The following is a 15,675-nucleotide window of genomic DNA, read 5'->3' as shown; positions in this document are numbered from 1 at the left end:
CTGTGGGAAAAATAATCGCGGTTGCAAATCAAAAAGGTGGTGTCGGTAAAACGACAACCTCGGTCAATCTAGCTGCTTCTCTTGCAGCGACAAAACGTAAAGTTTTATTGGTCGATCTTGATCCTCAAGGTAACGCTACTATGGGTAGCGGTATAGATAAATATGAAGTATCAGCAACTTGTTATGAATTATTAATTGAAGAGCGTCCATTCGATGAAGTGGTATGTAGAAATACCGCCGGTGTTTATGATCTTATTGCCGCAAACAGTGATGTAACAGCTGCTGAAATAAAATTGATGGAAGTTTATTCTCGAGAACATCGGCTAAAAAATGCTTTATCAAAAATAAGAAAAGACTACGACTATATTATTATAGATTGTCCGCCTTCTTTAAATATGTTGACGGTAAATGCCATGACCGCAGCAGACTCTGTTTTAGTACCGATGCAATGCGAATATTACGCTTTAGAAGGCTTAACGGCATTAATGGATACCATTTCACAATTAACTACAGTCGTGAATGGTAAACTCCATATTGAAGGTATTTTACGTACTATGTACGACCCCCGTAATCGTTTGGCCAACGATGTTTCTGAGCAATTAAAGCGACATTTTGGTGATAAAGTATATCGTACGGTTATTCCACGTAATGTACGTTTAGCAGAAGCACCAAGTTTTGGTGCACCGGTAATGTATTACGATAAATCTTCAACCGGTGCAAAAGCTTATCTTGCATTGGCGGGTGAGATTTTACGCCGTGCAGAACAAAAAAAACAACCTACACCGCAAGCTACAACTGAGTAGTAATAAGGAATATCATGAGTCAAACAAAACGTAGAGGTCTAGGTCGCGGTCTTGATGCCTTATTAACAAAACCATCAGGAAATTCAGCAGATAATACTGGTGAAAAATCTGAGTCGACAAACAAAAATGCTGAATTACAAAATTTACCGATAGAGCAACTGCATCCAGGTAAGTATCAGCCTCGTAAAGATATGTCAGCAGAAGCATTAGACGACCTGGCTAACTCAATTAAGTCACAAGGTATAATTCAACCTATTATTGTGCGTCCCGTCAGTGATCACAGTTATGAAATTATAGCCGGCGAACGTCGTTGGCGTGCAGCGCAAATTGCTGAACTAGATACAGTACCTTGTATAATAAAACATGTGCCTGATGAAGCGGCAGTTGCTATTGCTTTGATTGAGAATATTCAGCGTGAAGATTTAAATGCGATGGAAGAAGCCATTGCATTAGAGCGTTTATTAATTGAGTTTGAATTAACACACCAAGAAGTGGCTGATGCGGTAGGTAAGTCAAGAACCACGGTTACTAACTTATTACGCTTAAATAATCTTAACAGTGAAGTTAAAACCTTATTAGAACATGGCGATATCGAAATGGGCCATGCGCGAGCTTTATTAGCATTAGATAATGATATTCAAACCAATACCGCCCGTATCGTGGTAGCTAAAGAGTTAAATGTTCGTGAAACAGAAGCGTTAATTAAAAAAGTACAGCAGCCACCTAAAGAAGTAGAAGAAAAACCAGTTGATCCTAATACCAAAGCACTAGAGCAAAATTTGTCTGAAAAATTAGGCTCCCATGTTGCAATAAATCACAATAAAAAAGGTAAAGGTAAATTGGTTATTTCATACAGTGACTTGACTGAACTTGATGGTATTGTTTCACGCTTCAATTCATTTTAGCTCAGTCTATGTATTAGTTTTTAAATAGCTGCAGTTTAATAATAAAAAAAAAGTCTGTTTAAATATTAATTTATGAGTAGCTGAAAAATAGTAATTTGTTTTCTGTTTATCTTTCTACTTTTATAATTGAACAGTAAAGTTTTTATATTCGGTTATACATTAGTCGTAATTTCTTCATTTAGCGAAAAATTTTGCAGATAATAGCGCCAATGAGCGCCCTATTTTGTTGCATTCACTCTGTAATTAAGTATACTTGCGTCGGCTTTTTAAAGATGAATATTGTTCTTTAAAAAACTGTAGGCATTACGAAAAATATCGTACGGAGTTTCTGGTGAGTTTATTTATTCACAATGAGTTAGCTAAACCAGGAAGAGAATTTGCTTTTAGACAAATTTTTATTTCCATTATTATTGTACTAGCTTGCAGTATAGCAACATATTTTATTTGGGGATTATCTTTTGCACACTCCGTATTAACGGGTGGAGCGATAAGTATAATCCCTAATTTTGTCTTTGCTCTTAAAGCATTTAAATATGCTGGAGCAAGATCGTCAGAAAAGGTTTTAGATTCCTTTTATAGTGGCGAAAAATTGAAAATAGTATTAACGGCCATTTTGTTTGCGCTAGCCTTTAAATTTTTAGCGATAGAGCCAATAGCTTTTTTCAGCAGTTTTTCTTTAGTAGTGGCTTTGCCGTTATTAACACCGTTTTTTATGAACAAAAATTTTTAAACTTTAATCATTAGGGTAATTAATATGTCATCAGGTGCTGAAATAACCAGCCAAGAGTATATTAAACATCATTTAACCAATTTGAGTGCAGATAGTCAGGGGCTTTGTTCCGCTAACTCTTTAAATCCATGTGATGGGTTTTGGACTGTGCATTTAGATACGCTTGGTTGGTCGGTGTTTTTAGGCTTAGTTTTTATTACATTGTTTCGTTCAGTTGCCAAAAAAGCAAGTACCGGTGTCCCTGGTAAGTTGCAATGCGCTGTTGAAATGATTGTTGAGTTTGTTGACGATAGTGTCAAAAGTACCTTTCATGGTAAAAACTCACTTATTGCACCATTAGCGTTAACTATTTTTGTCTGGGTTTTGTTAATGAACGCTATGGATTGGGTGCCGGTAGATTTAATACCACGCATTTTTGAGTTGTTTGGTGTGCATTATATGAAAGCAGTGCCAACTACTGATCCAAATATGACCTTTGCTTTAGCATTAGGTGTATTCGCACTTATTATTTATTATTCAATTAAAGTAAAAGGTATCGGCGGATTTATTAAAGAGTTAACGACTCAGCCTTTTGGCCACTGGTCGCTCTACCCGGTTAACTTTATTTTAGAGATGGTTACTTTACTAGCTCGTCCGTTATCACTTGCGCTTCGTTTGTTTGGTAACTTATACGCGGGTGAATTAATCTTCTTATTGATTGCGACAATTGGTGTATTCCAATTGCCAGTACACTTTTTATGGGCAGCTTTCCACTTGTTGGTTATCCCATTACAAGCGTTTATCTTCATGATGCTGACGATTCTATATTTGAGTCTAGCGCACGAAGATCACTAATTTGTAGGGAACAAATTAGAACGAATTTATTCGGCCCCTTGGGGTATAAGGCAGGATGCCTAGAATACTAAATTTTTTGCCCTTGTTACTCTAAAGGTAATAAGGGCATGAATAACAGTTTCAACCTTAGTTTTTTAACTTTATAACTTTACTTAAATAATCGGAGATAAATATGTTATATATCGCTGTTGCTTTATTAATCGGTCTAGGTGCTCTTGGTACTGCGATTGGTTTTGGTTTACTTGGTGGCAAATTCTTAGAGTCTGCTGCACGTCAACCTGAATTAGCACCTCAACTTCAAGTTAAAATGTTCATCGTAGCGGGTCTTATCGATGCTATCGCAATGATCGGTGTTGCTATTGGCTTATACCTATTATTCGCAGTTGGTGTTCCAGCTTAATTTAAACGCGAATTTGAATAGGAGATACATAAATGAATCTTAATATGACCTTAGTTGGTGAATTAATCGCATTTATCGTATTCGTAATTTTTTGTATGAAGTATGTATGGCCACCAATTATTGGTGCCATCGAAGCTCGCCAAGCAGTTATTGCTGACGGACTTGCTGCTTCTGACCGTGCCGCTAAAGAACTTGAGCTTGCTCAAGGAAAAGCTACAGCACAATTAAAAGACGCTAAAGCGCAAGCAGCTGGTATTATCGAAGCTGCTAAAAAGCGTGAAGCTCAAATAATTGAAGAAGCTGCAGTTAAAGCACAAGCTGAGAAAGTTAAAATCTTAGCTTCAGGTCATGCAGAAATTGATACTGAACGTAACCAAGTGAAAGAAGAACTACGTCAACAAGTTGCTATATTAGCAGTTGCTGGTGCAGAGAAAATTCTTGAACGTTCAATTGATGCCGCTGCACATAGCGACATTTTAGATAAACTTGTAGCTGAACTTTAGAGGGAAATGAGCTTATGTCTGAATTGACAACCATCGCTCGTCCCTACGCTAAAGCGGCGTTTGATTTTGCTATCGAAGCAAATGCAGTAGAAAACTGGTTAGAAATGCTAGTATTCGCTGCAGAAGTTGCTAACGACACCACCATTAAAGATTATCTTTCTGGTGGCGCGTCAGTAGAACAATCACAAGACATTTTTTTGAAAGTCTGTGATGTTCAACTTGATAGTAATGGCCAAAACTTAATTAAAGTTATGGCTGAAAATCAACGTTTATTGGTGCTACCACAAGTTGTTACTCAGTTTCGCGAACTAAAAGCGGAACATGAGAAAATAATTTCTGTGGATGTAACGTCTGCTGTTGAATTAACGGCAGAACAAGAAACTACATTATGCGCTGCGCTTGAAAAGCGTTTGGCTCGAAAAGTAAAACTTAATTGTAATATTGATGCAAACGTAGTCTCTGGCTTAGTAATAAAAGCTGGTGACATGGTAATAGATGGTTCAGTACGAGGTAAATTGAGCCGCTTAGCAACAACAATGCAATCCTAACGGGGAACAGAGTATGCAACTGAATTCCACTGAAATCGCTGAACTGATCAAGAGTCGTATTGAACAGTTTGACGTAGTTAGTGAAGCTCGTAATGAAGGTACTATCGTTTCTGTAACTGACGGTATCATTCGTATTCATGGTCTTGCAGATGTTATGCAAGGTGAGATGATTGAACTTCCTGGCAATCGCTTTGCTATCGCTTTAAACCTTGACCGTGATTCGGTCGGTGCGGTAGTTATGGGTCCTTATGCGGATCTAGCTGAAGGCGTTAAAGTAAAATGTACTGGTCGTATTTTAGAAGTACCAGTAGGACGTGGCTTATTAGGCCGCGTTGTCAATACCCTTGGTGAACCAATCGACGGTAAAGGACCTATCGAAAACGATGGTTTCTCTCCAGTTGAAATGGTAGCTCCGGGTGTAATCGATCGTAAATCTGTTGATGAACCTGTACAAACAGGTATTAAATCAATCGATGCAATGATTCCAATTGGGCGTGGCCAACGTGAACTTATCATTGGTGACCGTCAAATTGGTAAATCTGCAATCGCATTAGATGCAATCATCAATCAGAAAAACACCGGTATTAAGTGTGTATATGTAGCTATTGGCCAAAAAGCCTCTACTGTTGCTAACTTAGTTCGCTCATTAGAAGAGCACGGCGCGTTAGATAATACTATCGTTGTTGTTGCTGGTGCTTCTGAAGCAGCCGCACTACAGTACTTGTCAGCATATTCTGGCTGTACTATGGGTGAATACTTCCGAGATCGTGGTGAAGATGCACTAATCGTATATGATGATTTGTCAAAGCAAGCAGTTGCTTACCGTCAAATTTCATTACTTTTACGTCGCCCGCCAGGTCGTGAAGCTTACCCAGGTGACGTTTTCTATCTTCACAGTCGTTTACTTGAACGTGCTGCTCGTGTAAACGAAGCATACGTTGAACGTTTCACGAAAGGCGCAGTTAAAGGAAAAACAGGTTCTTTAACAGCATTACCTATCATTGAAACGCAAGCGGGTGATGTATCTGCATTCGTACCAACTAACGTAATCTCAATTACCGATGGTCAGATTTTCTTAGAATCTAGCCTATTTAACTCAGGTATTCGTCCTGCTGTTAACGCCGGTATTTCTGTATCTCGTGTTGGTGGTGCTGCTCAAACTAAAATCATCAAGAAGTTAGGTGGTGGTATACGTTTAGCATTAGCACAATATGCCGAATTAGCAGCGTTTGCTCAATTTGCCTCAGATTTAGATGACGCTACACGTGCTCAATTAGAGCATGGTCAACGTGTTACTGAATTGATGAAGCAAAAGCAATACAGCCCATTGTCAATTGCTGAAACAGCTGTATCTTTATTTGCCGCAGAAAAAGGCTTTTTAAATGATATCGCAATCAACAAAGTTGTTGATTTTGAAGATGCATTACGTTCATACGTAAACAATGATCACGCTGAGTTGATGGCTACTATCAATGAAAAAGGCGACTATAACAAAGATATCGAGTCTGGTTTAGCGAAAGCGATTGAAGCTTTCAAAGCTACCCAAACTTGGTAATTTAGTTAACCTTTTCGGGGAGAATAGTCATGGCCGGTGGTAAAGAGATAAAATCGAAGATCGGAAGTGTAAAAAATACACAGAAGATCACCAGTGCGATGGAAATGGTTGCAGCAAGCAAAATGCGCAAAGCGCAAGATAGCATGGCTGCTTCTCGTCCATACGCTGAAAATATGCGAAATGTGATCGGTCACATCGCGCTCGGTAATTTAGAATATCGTCATCCTTATATGGAAGAACGTGAAGCTAAGCGCGTAGGTTATATCGTAGTCTCAACAGACCGTGGTTTGTGTGGTGGTTTAAACATTAATTTGTTTAAAAAAGTACTTGCTGATGCTGGTAAACAGCAAACAGCAGGCGCCGAAGTTGAATTTGCCGTAGTGGGTTCTAAAGCTACGTCTTTTTTCAACAATATGGGTGCCAAAGTCGTTTCACAAATTTCGGGATTAGGTGACAACCCTTCACTTACTGACTTAGTTGGTAGTGTAAAGGTGATGTTAGATGCCTATGATAATGGTGAGATTGACAGATTGTTCATTGTATATAACAAATTTGTTAATACCATGACGCAAAAACCGACAATCGATCAACTTTTACCTTTGCCTAAGTCAGATGATGACGCTATTAAGCATCGCTGGGATTACATTTACGAACCTGATGCTCAAGCAATACTTGAACATTTGTTAGTTCGTTATACGGAATCTCAAGTATATCAAGGTGTGGTTGAAAACCTCGCATGTGAACAAGCCGCTCGTATGGTTGCAATGAAATCTGCAACTGATAACGCGGGTGACTTAATTGATGATTTACAATTGGTATACAACAAAGCGCGTCAAGCAAGTATTACTCAAGAATTGGGTGAAATTTGTGCTGGTGCAGCAGCGGTATAAGCAAAGGTTCTTTGTTTATTTTTTAGTAAATAAGAGCACAAGATTAGAGGATTAAACATGAGTACAGGTAAAGTCGTCCAAATCATTGGCGCAGTTGTGGATGTAGAATTTCCACAAGATGCTGTACCTCAGGTATATGACGCATTAAATGTAACTGAAGGTGACCTTTCAGGCTTAGTACTAGAAGTACAACAGCAATTAGGTGGTGGTGTAGTTCGTACTATCGCTATGGGTTCATCAGACGGTTTGCGTCGTGGTCTGAACGTAGAAAACACAGGTAATAACATCCAAGTACCAGTAGGTACATGTACATTGGGTCGCATTATGAACGTATTGGGTGAGCCTATCGATGAAGCTGGCCCAATCGGCGAAGAAGAAAAGTGGTCAATTCACCGCGAAGCGCCAGCATATGCTGACCAAGCGATGTCTAATGAATTACTTGAAACTGGTATCAAAGTAATCGATTTAGTTTGCCCATTTGCTAAGGGTGGTAAAGTTGGTTTATTCGGTGGTGCTGGTGTTGGTAAAACCGTTAACATGATGGAACTTATTCGTAACATCGCGATCGAGCATAGCGGCTACTCAGTATTTGCTGGTGTAGGTGAGCGTACTCGTGAAGGTAACGATTTCTACCATGAAATGAACGATTCAAATGTACTTGATAAAGTATCACTTGTTTACGGTCAAATGAACGAGCCTCCAGGAAACCGTTTACGTGTTGCCTTTACTGGTTTGACAATGGCTGAAAAATTCCGTGATGAAGGTCGTGACGTATTATTCTTTGTTGATAATATTTACCGTTACACCTTAGCTGGTACTGAAGTATCTGCACTTCTTGGTCGTATGCCATCAGCAGTTGGTTATCAACCAACACTTGCTGAAGAAATGGGTGTACTTCAAGAACGTATTACTTCAACGAAGAAAGGTTCAATCACTTCAATCCAAGCGGTATACGTACCAGCAGATGATTTGACCGATCCTTCTCCAGCTACTACTTTTGCTCACTTAGATGCAACAGTTGTATTGAGTCGTGATATCGCTTCGCAAGGTATTTACCCTGCCATTGACCCACTAGATTCTACTTCTCGTCAACTTGATCCATTAGTGGTCGGTGTCGAGCATTATGAAACTGCCCGTGGTGTTCAATCGACATTACAACGTTACAAAGAACTTAAAGACATTATCGCCATACTTGGTATGGATGAGTTGTCTGAAGAAGATAAATTATCGGTGAATCGTGCACGTAAGATTCAACGTTTCTTATCTCAACCGTTCTTCGTTGCTGAAGTATTCACAGGTTCTCCTGGTAAGTACGTTTCACTTAAAGACACTATCAGTGGCTTTAAAGGATTACTTGCAGGTGAATATGATGATTTACCTGAGCAAGCTTTCTACATGGTTGGTTCTATTGAAGAAGCAGCTGAAAAAGCGAAAAACATGTAATGACGGCTGGTGACTATTTACTGAATAAGTAGATTAGTCACCAATTAGGAGGTCAAAATGGCAATACCAACTGTAAATCTTAATGTTGTAAGTGCAGAAGAGGAATTATTCTCTGGTAGCATTGAATCATTACAGATAACAGGTAGTGAAGGTGAACTAGGCATTATGCCAGGGCATGCTCCTTTACTGACCTCACTAAAACCTGGTATGGCAAGAATCGTTAAGCAAGATGGCGTAGAAGAAATTATCTATCTTTCTGGCGGTATGCTCGAAGTACAACCAAACAATGTGACCGTTTTAGCCGATGTTGCTATACGTGTTGCTGATTTGGATGAACAAAAAGCACTAGAAGCAAAAGAGCGAGCAGAGAAGCACTTAAATGATCATGGCGGTGACGTCGATTATGCTGAAGCTGCTTCTGAATTAGCTCGCGCTGTCGCACAATTACGTGTCATACAGGCTTCAAGCAAAAACTAGCTAACACTAAGTTTTAGTGATCAAAAAAAGCGACTTTTACTTCGGTAACAGTCGCTTTTTTATTGTGCTTAATTTTTAAAATATTCAATCACTTTTTGTTCAACACCTACTGGATTTTCGGGACACTTTTGGAAATAACAATAATCCGTAGGCTAGTAAAAGGCGCTAATAATAATAAGTGACGGGAAGGTAATAAAATAGAGCCGCATTAAAAATCGTAAATTTTTATTTGCTTGCTTTAGTTCCATAAAATGATCGATAACAGTAAAACCTTTGTACGTTACCGTAAGGGCAATTAGGCAATTGACTAAAGTGGTTGATGCAAATTGTTCACCCAAAAAAGTATTAAATAGTGTGATAGCAATCAGCGCAGTTAAATAAATTTCGAGTTTTCCAAAAACTTTCATTAATTGTCCTATCTGAGTACGTATAATAATGGAAAAATGAGTATCCACATTAAATCTATCATGTGCCAATAGACGGCTAATGCTTCTAGTCCTGAATTTTCTTTAGCACAATATGCGCCGTTTCTTAATCGATATATTACCCATAAAATCGCGCAAGATGCCCATCCAACATGTAAAAAGTGATTAAATGTCATATAGTAGTAAACAGTAAAAAATTCACTGGTATTACTAGTAAATCCTTGCAGGTCGTTCCAATGGAATTCCCATGTTTTTATCAATAAATACAAACATCCACAACTTAAAGCAAGCCACAAATAGCGTTCGCATTTTGCTTTATTATCAACACGAATAAAGCACATGGCCTTGGCCATAAAATAACTACTAAATAATAATATGACGGTATTTGTCACCCCTAAAGCAGTGTTGAGACTTTGTTGTCCTGAAATAAATTCATTAGGGTAATAAAATTTTGCAATAAAATATGCAACGAAAAAAATCCCAAACTCAGTGAGCTCTGACAGTATGCCCACCCAAATTGGGATATTGCCTGGCACTCGTCCTGCGCTTTCTTCACTCCAAGACTTTGGAAAAATATTAAGAGAACTAGTTAAGTGTTGATTTTTCATATTATTGGTTAGGTATCGTGCGCTAGGGTTAGAAGTATAACAACCACATAATGACTGCTTATTAAGCGTTTTTTTTACATCATTTATAGCAAAAAAATATAAAGCATTAAATGAAGAAGGTTTGTTTAACTATTAATAATAGACTCTACTACTTCTTTGATGCTGTTGTTTGATACACATCAATATTACTAATATTAACTGCATGTATATTATGTTTAGTGGAACTATCATTGACTAAAAGTAGCGGCAATTAATACTTCAAATGAAAGTAAGCGTTATTTATTTTCTATTGGATACTTTAATTAACCTCCTAACATTAGGCGCTTTTAAAGAAAAAAAGGTTAAATAAACATGAATATTAAAAATATAAGTACATCGCTATTGATTGTTGGCTGTTTGATTGGTCTTTCAATTTCTACGCAAGCAAAAGCACAAACAGATATCAGTAAATTACCTCGAGTGACGCAAAAATTAGTTAACCCACCGATGTTACCAGAGCATGATCAAGTGTCAAAAGGACAGAAAGTTGTTCAAGTTCGTATGGTCGTGGAAGAAAAGAAAATGGTTATCGATGACCAAGGGACTGAGATCTGGGCATTTACCTATAATGGCAGTATGCCAGGTCCCATGATTGTAGCCCACCAAGACGACTACATAGAGCTTACCCTAGTTAATGCAACAAGTAGTTCTATGCCACACAATATTGACTTTCATGCGGCAACTGGTGCGTTAGGTGGCGGAGCATTAACGGACGTAGCCCCAGGTGAAGAAGTTGTACTTAGGTTTAAAGCGACAAAACCTGGTGTCTTTGTGTATCACTGTGCTCCTGGTGGCATTATGATCCCTTGGCATGTGGTGCACGGCATGAATGGTGCCATTATGGTATTACCAAAAGAAGGCTTATCTGACGGTAAAGGCAAAAAATTAACTTATGACCGTTCATATTATGTTGGAGAACAAGACTTCTACATCCCACAAGATGAAAACGGTCAATACAAAAAATATTCTTCACCAGCGGCTGGCATGGCAGATGAATTAGAAGTGATGAAAGGCTTAATCCCAACACACATTGTCTTCAACGGTAAGGTTGGCGCACTGACAGGTGAAAATGCGATGAAGGCAAACGTAGGCGAGACCGTGCTTATCGTTCACTCTCAAGCTAATTATGATACTAGACCTCATTTAATTGGCGGCCATGGCGATTATGTATGGGAGAGAGGATCATTTAATAATCCACCACAACTAGATTTAGAAACTTGGTTTATTGCAGGCGGCAGCGCTGGAGCAGCACTCTATACATTCAAGCAGCCAGGCACCTATGCCTATGTGAACCATAATTTAATTGAAGCGGTATTAAAAGGCGCTACTGCTCACTTTAAAGTGCAAGGTGAATGGGATAATGATCTGATGGAGCAATTAGTAAAACCTCGTCCGATTCAGAAATAGCCGATGGGCTTTAAAAAAGCAATTACTTTTTTAATCGCGCTATTTATGGCGTTACACACATCCGTGTCTAACGCCACGTTAGCAGATAAAAGCGCTGCACCAATGCTCTATCAAACTATTAAAGTGCCTAAAGGGCGCTATACCTTGTACATTCCAGATAATAACTTTTTCAAACTAGGATATTATGAAAAGGAAGTCGTATTTGAGTCAGCAGTTTATATTGGTAAATTCGAAGTCAGCAACAGTCTTTGGAACCTATGTTTCACATTGAAAGGCTGCAATAGGCCTGCAACAATCCGCGCGGGAGAAACACTTGATTCGCCTGTTGTTAGAGTTAATTGGCATGATGCTTATCAATTTTCTAAATGGTATTCATCATATACCGGAAAAGCTTATCGGCTGCCTACAGAAGAAGAGTGGGTTTATGCGGCATATATGGGTAAAGATCATCGTAATTTAGAAATTCTATATGATTACTCATCGCTAGAAAAAATACGTAGAATTTCTAAAAAGACTATGCCATTAGGTTCATTTAAGGAAAATTATTGGGGCCTTGCTGACTTTCAAGGTAATGTCTGGGAATGGACATTAACTTGTTGGTATGCATCAAAAGCGAATAAATTAAAACCTCAGACTGTAGCGGCGATAAATTCTCCTGATGCGTGTACAACAAGAATAGTGCAAGGTGAAAACAGAGCACATATTCCTGATTTTATTAATGATACCTACAATGGCGGGTGTGCAACGTTACAGCCAGCTGCAAATTTAGGTTTTAGGCTGGTACTGGAAGAGAAAAAATGAAGTCAATTTGTTTAATCCTGTGTTTCGTATATTCAATGTCTGCTGTAGCTGTCGTTTTCGATGGAACTGAAACTACTGGCGGATCGCTTATCGGTGGCAATTTTAATCTAATAGATCATCGCGGCAATGCGGTCACTGAAAAAAACTATCTAGGGAAATATTCATTAGTGTTTTTTGGTTTTACCCATTGCCCGAATGTTTGCCCTTTAGGTTTACAAAGAATGATTGCTGCGCTTCAAAAGATTGATAACTTTGAGTTGAAAATAACGCCTATATTTATTAGCGTGGATCCTGAGCGAGATTCGCCACAGAGGTTGCAGACTTATCTGCAAAACTTTCACCCTAGTATCGTCGGGCTAACAGGAACAGAGCTTCAGCTTGAAAATGTTGCTCGCGCCTATAGAGCATATTTTAGTAAATCAACAGACCCTAATTCAGAAAACTACACCTACGACCATAGTGCCGTTATTTATTTGATGGATGCGCAGAGTAAATATGTTACCCACTTTTCTGACACCACCCCAATAGATGAAATGGCGGCATTGATCGCTATTAATTTAAATAAAAAGTAATTCATACTCTCGTTTAGTCAAATGTCAGTGAATCGCTTTTAATTTCGCAAAAAAAGTATACAGAGGATAATAATATAAATACTCAACGCACAAAATTACCGCTGTTTTATCAAGAGCAATCGAATGAAACTTCACTATTTGAATACGCTTTTGAGCATAAACTACCTGTACTTATTAAGGGGCCTACAGGGTGTGGTAAAACACGTTTTGTTGCTCATATGGCTGAAAAGTTAAATAAACCCTTATATACAGTGGCTTGCCATGATGATTTAACAGCAGCAGATCTTGTTGGTCGGCACTTAATTGGGCCTGAGGGTACTTATTGGCAAGATGGCCCGCTGACAAAAGCGGTTAGAGAAGGTGGTATATGCTATTTAGATGAAGTCGTTGAAGCTCGTAAAGACACCACGGTTGTTTTGCACCCATTAGCAGATGACCGCAGAGTGCTACCTTTAGAGCGAACAGGCGAAATTATTGAGGCGGCACCAGGATTTATGTTAGTCGTTTCGTACAATCCAGGTTATCAAAATTTATTAAAAGGAATGAAACCAAGTACCCGTCAGCGTTTTGTTGCATTAAGGTTTGGCTACCCAACAGCGGAGTTAGAACAAGAAATTTTAATAAAAGAAGCTGGGGTCGACCCTCACTTAGCCTTTAAGTTGATTGAATTAGCGCAATCTTTACGTCGATTAGAAAAAAATGATTTAGATGAGGTGGTATCAACACGTTTACTTATTTATGCGGCAAAAATGATGACAAGTGGCATGAATCCGATTGATGTATGTCGTTGTTGTTTAGCAGAGCCATTATCTGATGATCCTGATACGGTTAAAGCATTAATGGATGTTGCAAAAATATATTTTGATGAATGATTAATGTCTAACTTATCGTTGGTGGTTAGCCCTAAAAGTATCAATAAAAGACTGCCTGGCGACTTAGCCATGTGGTTTTTTATTTTGGCTGAGCTGACTGTATTTTCACTGTTTTTTATCGCTTTTGCCGTTACTGAACAATTCAATGGTGAAATGTTTCACGCAGGTAAGAGTATGCTTCATACGGTTGCCGGCTTGATCAACACACTAGCATTGATCACCAGTAGCTTTTTGGTTGTTTTGTCTTTGAAATTTGTTTCTTTAGGGAAAAATCAGCTGACAGTATACTTACTGATATTAAGTATAGTAGCCGCATGCGTGTATATGGCCACTAAGCTATGGGAATATAACCAGTTGTTTGTTATGGGGATTGATATTGAAACCAATACATTTTTTACTTTGTATTTTCTTATTACCGGGTTTCATTTTCTGCACGTAATATTGGGTATCGTTATACTGATATGTATTGCTGTTAACGTTAAAAAAGGTGGCTATAAAGAGTCTATTACGGGGTTTGAAGCTGGAGCAAGTTATTGGCATATGGTTGATTTGGTCTGGATTATTTTATTTCCCTTAATCTATATTCTTTAATTTACGTTAAGCAATTTTAAGAAAAACCATGATTACAATAAAAAAAATCACCTTAAGTTGGTTGTTACTAATAAGTTTAACACTTGTATCTATACGCATATCAAGTGTGATTGATGAACCTAGGTTACTTACTTTTATCGCGTTGTTTATTGTTTTTCTAAAAGCCCAGCAAATTATAGATAACTTTATGGAGCTTAAACATGCACCTCGTAAGTGGCGTTTTATATTATTGAGTTATATATTTTTTACCCCGGGTATTATCTTTTTAATTTATATTATTTAGTCAGAAACTTTCGGCTAAACAAATAGATAGATATTTGTTAATAAGGAGATTTAATAGTGAATAAGCACAAGTTGCATCAGCGATCTGCCATTTTTTATCAGTCACTATATTTAATGAATTTACTGCTATTACCGGGCCTTGCTTTTATTATCTTACTTTGGTTCTTTTACAAAAATAGTAAGAAACTTGGTTGGCAACGAATACACCTATATCGTGCCACACAATTATCACTTCTAGCGGGTTTATTAGTCATAATAATTCCTTTAATCATTATTTTTACAGCAAAACAATATGAAGCATATCTACTTGCGATGATTCTCTATTGTATATCAGTACATACTGCGTTTGTAATGATTGGAATGTTAAATATTGCAAGAGCAATGGCGAGGAAAGTCCCTTTCTTTTGATCTGAAACAATATATTAATTTCGCAAGGCTATATTATATTGCGACTTAAACAAGTAACAGCTAGCTCTCTATTGAAATTTGGTTAAGTAAGTATGATACATCACAGCCAATTTTTATTTCTTAATAAGGGAAAACATTATGTCTGAGAGTTTTACCAAAGGGATGGCTCGAAATATTTATTATGGCGGAAGTGTTTTCTTCTTCCTGATATTTTTAGCATTAACCTTTCATACAACCAAAGTCATGCCCGAAAGGGATCACCGTGAAAACTTGACAGAGGCAGTCGCGCGAGGAAAAGCACTTTGGGAAGAAAATAACTGCATTGGTTGTCATTCATTAATTGGTGAAGGAGCTTATTTTGCCCCAGAGCTTGGTAATGTATACCAACGTCGTGGCGGAGATGCAGGCTTTAAAGGTTTTTTTAATGGCTGGATGAAGGCTCAGCCTTTAAATATCCCAGGTCGTCGTCAAATGCCTAACTTTCATCTTAACGATGAAGAAATTGATGATTTAGCTGAGTTTTTGAAGTGGACTTCAGAAATGGATACTAATGCTTGGCCACCAAACATTGAAGGGTAGTGC

General features: G+C 38.1%; 20 protein-coding genes. 18 read left to right on the top strand and 2 right to left on the bottom strand.

Annotated features, from left to right (window positions below; genetic code table 11):
* The first annotated feature begins 2 nt into the window (after nucleotides 1–2).
* The 11 genes from H4J38_RS04915 to H4J38_RS04865 all read left to right on the top strand — a co-directional run bounded on the left by H4J38_RS04915 (nucleotide 3) and on the right by H4J38_RS04865 (nucleotide 9,088).
* Complete coding sequence (locus H4J38_RS04915) at nucleotides 3–803, top strand: ParA family protein (protein ID WP_182129945.1); 801 nt, start codon at nucleotides 3–5, stop codon at nucleotides 801–803.
* A 14-nt stretch (nucleotides 804–817) separates the two neighbouring features.
* Nucleotides 818–1,708, top strand: a complete 891-nt coding sequence (locus H4J38_RS04910; protein ID WP_182129943.1) for a ParB/RepB/Spo0J family partition protein — start codon at nucleotides 818–820, stop codon at nucleotides 1,706–1,708.
* 331 nt (nucleotides 1,709–2,039) lie between these two features.
* Entirely contained in the window at nucleotides 2,040–2,438 is a 399-nt protein-coding gene (locus H4J38_RS04905; protein WP_310733440.1) for an ATP synthase subunit I, read from the top strand.
* Nucleotides 2,439–2,462: 24 nt separating this feature from the next.
* On the top strand, nucleotides 2,463–3,272 hold the full coding sequence (atpB, locus tag H4J38_RS04900) for a F0F1 ATP synthase subunit A (RefSeq protein ID WP_126670568.1): 810 nt from the start codon (nucleotides 2,463–2,465) through the stop codon (nucleotides 3,270–3,272).
* Nucleotides 3,273–3,444: 172 nt separating this feature from the next.
* Complete coding sequence (atpE, locus tag H4J38_RS04895) at nucleotides 3,445–3,672, top strand: F0F1 ATP synthase subunit C (protein WP_077284459.1); 228 nt, start codon at nucleotides 3,445–3,447, stop codon at nucleotides 3,670–3,672.
* 32 nt (nucleotides 3,673–3,704) lie between these two features.
* Nucleotides 3,705–4,175: a F0F1 ATP synthase subunit B gene (gene atpF / locus H4J38_RS04890; protein ID WP_182129941.1), complete on the top strand. Its 471-nt coding sequence runs from the start codon at nucleotides 3,705–3,707 to the stop codon at nucleotides 4,173–4,175.
* Between the two features lie 14 nt (nucleotides 4,176–4,189).
* The gene (atpH, locus tag H4J38_RS04885) at nucleotides 4,190–4,723 is read left to right on the top strand and encodes a F0F1 ATP synthase subunit delta (protein WP_182129939.1); all 534 of its coding nucleotides are present in this window, start codon (nucleotides 4,190–4,192) and stop codon (nucleotides 4,721–4,723) included.
* 13 nt (nucleotides 4,724–4,736) lie between these two features.
* Nucleotides 4,737–6,278 (top strand): F0F1 ATP synthase subunit alpha, encoded by a 1,542-nt coding sequence (gene atpA / locus H4J38_RS04880; protein ID WP_182129937.1) that lies wholly within the window; start codon nucleotides 4,737–4,739, stop codon nucleotides 6,276–6,278.
* A 29-nt stretch (nucleotides 6,279–6,307) separates the two neighbouring features.
* Nucleotides 6,308–7,168: a F0F1 ATP synthase subunit gamma gene (atpG, locus tag H4J38_RS04875; protein WP_182129935.1), complete on the top strand. Its 861-nt coding sequence runs from the start codon at nucleotides 6,308–6,310 to the stop codon at nucleotides 7,166–7,168.
* Between the two features lie 57 nt (nucleotides 7,169–7,225).
* Nucleotides 7,226–8,611 (top strand): F0F1 ATP synthase subunit beta, encoded by a 1,386-nt coding sequence (atpD, locus tag H4J38_RS04870; RefSeq protein WP_182129933.1) that lies wholly within the window; start codon nucleotides 7,226–7,228, stop codon nucleotides 8,609–8,611.
* A 57-nt stretch (nucleotides 8,612–8,668) separates the two neighbouring features.
* Complete coding sequence (locus H4J38_RS04865) at nucleotides 8,669–9,088, top strand: F0F1 ATP synthase subunit epsilon (RefSeq protein ID WP_182129931.1); 420 nt, start codon at nucleotides 8,669–8,671, stop codon at nucleotides 9,086–9,088.
* A gap of 152 nt (nucleotides 9,089–9,240) precedes the next feature.
* On the opposite strand, the gene H4J38_RS04860 is transcribed toward H4J38_RS04865, so the two are convergent.
* A complete protein-coding gene (locus tag H4J38_RS04860) occupies nucleotides 9,241–9,495 on the bottom strand; it encodes a cytochrome C oxidase subunit IV family protein (RefSeq protein ID WP_182129929.1) in 255 nt (84 codons plus the stop codon).
* Between the two features lie 8 nt (nucleotides 9,496–9,503).
* Nucleotides 9,504–10,121, bottom strand: coding sequence for a cytochrome c oxidase subunit 3 family protein (locus H4J38_RS04855; RefSeq protein ID WP_182129927.1), 618 nt, complete (start codon nucleotides 10,119–10,121; stop codon nucleotides 9,504–9,506).
* A gap of 351 nt (nucleotides 10,122–10,472) precedes the next feature.
* Between H4J38_RS04855 and nirK the strand changes: the two genes are divergently transcribed.
* The 7 genes from nirK (at nucleotide 10,473) to H4J38_RS04820 (ending at nucleotide 15,672) form a co-directional block, all read left to right on the top strand.
* A complete protein-coding gene (gene nirK / locus H4J38_RS04850) occupies nucleotides 10,473–11,567 on the top strand; it encodes a copper-containing nitrite reductase (protein WP_182129925.1) in 1,095 nt (364 codons plus the stop codon).
* Between the two features lie 63 nt (nucleotides 11,568–11,630).
* The gene (locus tag H4J38_RS04845) at nucleotides 11,631–12,368 is read left to right on the top strand and encodes a formylglycine-generating enzyme family protein (RefSeq protein ID WP_220465409.1); all 738 of its coding nucleotides are present in this window, start codon (nucleotides 11,631–11,633) and stop codon (nucleotides 12,366–12,368) included.
* Nucleotides 12,365–12,940, top strand: a complete 576-nt coding sequence (locus H4J38_RS04840) for an SCO family protein (RefSeq protein ID WP_182129921.1) — start codon at nucleotides 12,365–12,367, stop codon at nucleotides 12,938–12,940. Before H4J38_RS04845 ends, H4J38_RS04840 begins: the two co-directional genes overlap by 4 nt.
* A gap of 41 nt (nucleotides 12,941–12,981) precedes the next feature.
* The gene (locus H4J38_RS04835) at nucleotides 12,982–13,812 is read left to right on the top strand and encodes a CbbQ/NirQ/NorQ/GpvN family protein (RefSeq protein WP_310733447.1); all 831 of its coding nucleotides are present in this window, start codon (nucleotides 12,982–12,984) and stop codon (nucleotides 13,810–13,812) included.
* Between the two features lie 3 nt (nucleotides 13,813–13,815).
* Nucleotides 13,816–14,403, top strand: a complete 588-nt coding sequence (locus H4J38_RS04830; RefSeq protein ID WP_259365384.1) for a cytochrome c oxidase subunit 3 family protein — start codon at nucleotides 13,816–13,818, stop codon at nucleotides 14,401–14,403.
* Nucleotides 14,404–14,431: 28 nt separating this feature from the next.
* Nucleotides 14,432–14,686, top strand: coding sequence for a cytochrome C oxidase subunit IV family protein (locus H4J38_RS17430; RefSeq protein WP_182129919.1), 255 nt, complete (start codon nucleotides 14,432–14,434; stop codon nucleotides 14,684–14,686).
* 545 nt (nucleotides 14,687–15,231) lie between these two features.
* Nucleotides 15,232–15,672, top strand: a complete 441-nt coding sequence (locus H4J38_RS04820) for a cytochrome c (protein WP_182129917.1) — start codon at nucleotides 15,232–15,234, stop codon at nucleotides 15,670–15,672.
* The last annotated feature ends 3 nt before the right edge of the window (nucleotides 15,673–15,675 follow it).

Origin of the sequence: Colwellia sp. BRX10-3, from assembly GCF_014077505.1 — a bacterium.
Classification (GTDB): Bacteria; Pseudomonadota; Gammaproteobacteria; order Enterobacterales; family Alteromonadaceae; genus Cognaticolwellia.
The sequence above is the reverse complement of the archived record's forward strand: the minus strand, read 5'-3'. Positions and strand labels throughout refer to the sequence as shown.

What these genes read in the sequence shown, in the direction of transcription:
- atpD (WP_182129933.1), top strand. Translation starts at nt 7,226, where the DNA reads ATGAGTACAGGTAAAGTCGTCCAAATCATTGGCGCAGTTGTGGATGTA.
- nirK (WP_182129925.1), top strand. Translation starts at nt 10,473, where the DNA reads ATGAATATTAAAAATATAAGTACATCGCTATTGATTGTTGGCTGTTTG.
- atpG (WP_182129935.1), top strand. Translation starts at nt 6,308, where the DNA reads ATGGCCGGTGGTAAAGAGATAAAATCGAAGATCGGAAGTGTAAAAAAT.
- H4J38_RS04820 (WP_182129917.1), top strand. Translation starts at nt 15,232, where the DNA reads ATGTCTGAGAGTTTTACCAAAGGGATGGCTCGAAATATTTATTATGGC.
- H4J38_RS04855 (WP_182129927.1), bottom strand. Translation starts at nt 10,121, where the DNA reads ATGAAAAATCAACACTTAACTAGTTCTCTTAATATTTTTCCAAAGTCT.
- H4J38_RS04860 (WP_182129929.1), bottom strand. Translation starts at nt 9,495, where the DNA reads ATGAAAGTTTTTGGAAAACTCGAAATTTATTTAACTGCGCTGATTGCT.
- atpB (WP_126670568.1), top strand. Translation starts at nt 2,463, where the DNA reads ATGTCATCAGGTGCTGAAATAACCAGCCAAGAGTATATTAAACATCAT.
- H4J38_RS04865 (WP_182129931.1), top strand. Translation starts at nt 8,669, where the DNA reads ATGGCAATACCAACTGTAAATCTTAATGTTGTAAGTGCAGAAGAGGAA.
- atpH (WP_182129939.1), top strand. Translation starts at nt 4,190, where the DNA reads ATGTCTGAATTGACAACCATCGCTCGTCCCTACGCTAAAGCGGCGTTT.
- H4J38_RS04840 (WP_182129921.1), top strand. Translation starts at nt 12,365, where the DNA reads ATGAAGTCAATTTGTTTAATCCTGTGTTTCGTATATTCAATGTCTGCT.
- H4J38_RS04830 (WP_259365384.1), top strand. Translation starts at nt 13,816, where the DNA reads ATGTCTAACTTATCGTTGGTGGTTAGCCCTAAAAGTATCAATAAAAGA.
- H4J38_RS04910 (WP_182129943.1), top strand. Translation starts at nt 818, where the DNA reads ATGAGTCAAACAAAACGTAGAGGTCTAGGTCGCGGTCTTGATGCCTTA.
- atpA (WP_182129937.1), top strand. Translation starts at nt 4,737, where the DNA reads ATGCAACTGAATTCCACTGAAATCGCTGAACTGATCAAGAGTCGTATT.
- atpE (WP_077284459.1), top strand. Translation starts at nt 3,445, where the DNA reads ATGTTATATATCGCTGTTGCTTTATTAATCGGTCTAGGTGCTCTTGGT.
- atpF (WP_182129941.1), top strand. Translation starts at nt 3,705, where the DNA reads ATGAATCTTAATATGACCTTAGTTGGTGAATTAATCGCATTTATCGTA.
- H4J38_RS17430 (WP_182129919.1), top strand. Translation starts at nt 14,432, where the DNA reads ATGATTACAATAAAAAAAATCACCTTAAGTTGGTTGTTACTAATAAGT.